The organism is Nonomuraea lactucae, assembly GCF_003313395.1.
In the GTDB taxonomy this organism is placed as follows: domain Bacteria; phylum Actinomycetota; class Actinomycetes; order Streptosporangiales; family Streptosporangiaceae; genus Nonomuraea; species Nonomuraea lactucae.
The window spans coordinates 1-2959 of the sequence record NZ_QNFZ01000670.1; the positions used below are offsets into that span (position 1 = coordinate 1).

Here is a 2959-nt window from a genome sequence, read left to right on the forward strand (position 1 = left end):
CGGCGGGCGCGGCGATCACGTCGAGCCGGTGGCCGGCGAAGGCGCGGGCCGTGGCGGTCACCGTACGGCCGGCGGGCACGGGGGCCGAGAACCGGGCGTCCACCACCCAGACCCGGTCCCTGGGCCGGTGCACGCGCAGATCGACCAGCGAACGCCAACGGTGCGTGGGCGTCGGCGTGGGGACGGGCGCCGGGTGCGAGGCCGGGGTGTCGAGCACGGCCACCACCACGCGGCCGGCCTCGGGCAGCAGCTTGTGCAGGGTCGCGGCCCGCCTGAGGTCGGCGGGCGTGCGGGCGAGGACGAGCACCTCCTTCGCCCGTTCGGTCACGGACGGCGGCTCCAGCAGGTCCCGGTCGAGGTCCACCCGCCGGGCCGGGCCCGCGTCCGAACGGCCGCGCAGGCTCGCCGGGTCGATCCCGGCGGCGTACACGTGCGCGTCCGGCATCTCCGCCAGCAGCTCGCGGATCATCCGGCGCTCCGCAGGTGCCTGATGAGCGCGCCGAACCGCCCCGGCTCGGGAGCGGCGGCGGGCCCGGCGGACAGCCGCTCGACCTCGGCCGAGAGCCGCTCCACCTCCGCGCGGGCCTCCTTGACCTCCTCCAGCCGCCGGGCGGCCAGCGCCCGCCACTTGGCCGCGTCCCCGGCCGGCGGCTCGGCCTCGTCCACGGGGACGATCCCGTACTCGCTCCCGCTCACCCACAGCGACCCGAACATCTCGTCCACGAGGTCGTCCGGATCGCCGTGGAAGAACGAGGCCCGGGAGAACGCCGCGGTGCGTTCGAGCCGGGCTGTCACCACCTCACCGGCCGCCGTCTCGGTGAGGGCGGCGCAGACCAGGCCGAGACCGTCGGCGTCGGCCAGCCGTACCAGCCGGTCGATCGTGTCGGCGCCCAGCGCCCACCCGGCCGGCAGCGACAGCAGGAACGGCGTGGGAGCGGCCGAGAGCGGCCCGGCCTCGGCGAAGGCGACGCGCGGCTCATGCCGGTACAGGTTGCGGACGAGCCGCGGCTCCAGCAGCGGGTCGTCGAGGCTGGACCGGCGCTCCTCCGTCAGCCCGCCCCACGGCCCGACGAGGGTGACGGCCGTGTCGGCGACGGTGCCCGCGAGGGCCGAGTCCACGGCGGCGCGCGTCTCCTCGTAGGTGGTGACCGGCACCACGACCCGCACGTACGGCACCAGCCAGCGGCGCCGCGGGTGGTTGCGCAGCCAGCGCAGGTCGGGGATGAGGTCGCCGAGGAAGGACCAGTTGTGCCGGTGGACCTCCTTCTCCCGCAGCATGACCGTGGACGGCCCGACATGCTCGGCGCGGGCCTCCGGGTCCGGGACGAACACCGCACCCGCCTGGGCCAGCCGGTAACCGAGCTCGGTGTCCTCGGCCATGTTCAGGCCGGGGTCCACGCCGCCCGCCGCGCCCAGCAGGTCGGCGCGCACGGAGGTGGAGGCGCCGGTGTGCAGCAGGTACGCGCTGGAGCCGGCGTCCTTCAGCATCCGGGTGGACTCCAGCGTTCCGCGGGTGTACTCCGACTGGACGCCTTCCTCGCCCGGGGCGCCGACGAAACGGATGTCGCTGATCACGACGGCGTGGTCGATGAGGTGGTGCCAGCGCATGTGGGCTTCGAGGTGGTCCTCGGCGAGGATCATGTCGGCGTCGAGCCAGTGGATCACGTCGCCGGTCGCGGCGAGCCTGCCGGTCTCGCGGGCCGCGCCGCGCCCCCAGCCCCCGGTCACCCGTACGACCCGCGCGCCCGGCAGGTGGATCGGCGGGTCGCTGCCGTCGTCGGCGACGACCACCTCGGTCAGCTCCGCCGGGTAGGTCTGCCGGGCCAGCCCGGCGAGCGTGCGTTCGAGCTCCTCCTGGCAGTCGCGGGCCGGGATGACCACCGAGACCGTCAGCGCGGGCCGCCACGCCCCGAGGTCCGGCGGCTCCAGCGTGCCGTAGTCGTTGTGCCTGACCGTCTGCCTGGCCGTCCGCCCGTCCGTGGGCCCGCCGTGACGCCCGGCCCCCGTCATACCCGGCCCTCGGCCAGCGCGCGGACCTCCTCGCGCAGCTCCTCCAGCTCCCGCGCGCGCGCCATGGCGTTGACCCGGTCCTCGCCGAGCGAGGCGAGGATCGCGACGAGGTCCTCGTTCCGCCGCGCGGCCGACTCCTCGACGGCCGCCGCCATGCGGTCGAGCTTCGCGTCGATCCGCCTGAGCGCTTCCGCGGTGCGGGCGAGCTCGGTCTCGTGCTTCTTGACCCGCTGGTCGATGCGCTGCGCCTTGCCGTCCACGCGGCGTACGGTCAGCAGGAGCACGGCCAGGGCGGCCAGAGCGACCAGGAAGGCTCCCGTGACCGCCGCCGCGCCCAGGGCCATCAGGCCGCCGAGCACGAGCACCGCGAGGGCTGCCACGACCAGGGCTCCGAGGATTGCGGCGGTCGCCGCCAGCCGGCGAGGCGAGAGCATCCGCTCGTACCTTTCGTAGACATGAGCTTCGTAGACATGAGCAAGGAGGACGTCAAGGTTGTTGACACCCTAATCAACACAGGTCACTACCGTGCCATAGGATCCTTAGCGAAAACTGAGAATCATGACGGTCATGACCTGCGTCGCTTTCCCTACCAAGAGGGACATGCGTACCTACGTATCAGTAAAACGGGCGTAAGGTAGGCGCCGACTGAGTCCCCCCGCCCGGTCGAGGAGCGCCACACCCATGTCCGTCACTCCCTGCGGTTTCACCCGCACGCCGGAGAAGGGGCTCGCCCGCCTGCACTGGAGCGGGACCGGTTGGGCGGTCGACGGGCAGGCCCCCGGCGTGGCCGCGCTCCGGCCGCTGCGCGGCCTGGAGATCGAGTGGCCGGACGAGGCCGTTCCCCTCGACGGGCTGATGCGCCTCGCGGCGGCGGGCGTCCCGCTCACCGCGCCGGGACCGAGCGTCCCCGCCTGGGCGCCGGGCGACCTGGCCACGCTGCTCACCGACC

General features: G+C 74.2%; 2 protein-coding genes and 2 pseudogenes. 1 reads left to right on the top strand and 3 read right to left on the bottom strand.

Features of this window, described 5'->3' with window-relative positions; all coding sequences use genetic code 11:
* The 3 genes and pseudogenes from DQW85_RS25130 to DQW85_RS25140 form a co-directional block, all read right to left on the bottom strand.
* A pseudogene (locus tag DQW85_RS25130) lies at window positions 1–469 on the bottom strand (hypothetical protein); the annotation flags it as partial.
* Entirely contained in the window at window positions 466–2010 is a 1545-nt protein-coding gene (locus DQW85_RS25135; protein ID WP_113702454.1) for a glycosyltransferase, read from the bottom strand. The pseudogene DQW85_RS25130 and the gene DQW85_RS25135, both read right to left, overlap by 4 nt.
* Complete coding sequence (locus DQW85_RS25140) at window positions 2007–2444, bottom strand: hypothetical protein (protein ID WP_113702455.1); 438 nt, start codon at window positions 2442–2444, stop codon at window positions 2007–2009. The genes DQW85_RS25135 and DQW85_RS25140 overlap by 4 nt, the downstream gene beginning before the upstream one ends.
* A gap of 247 nt (window positions 2445–2691) precedes the next feature.
* On the opposite strand from DQW85_RS25140, the pseudogene DQW85_RS25145 reads away from it, so the two are divergent.
* A pseudogene (locus DQW85_RS25145) lies at window positions 2692–2959 on the top strand (glycosyltransferase family 2 protein); the annotation flags it as partial.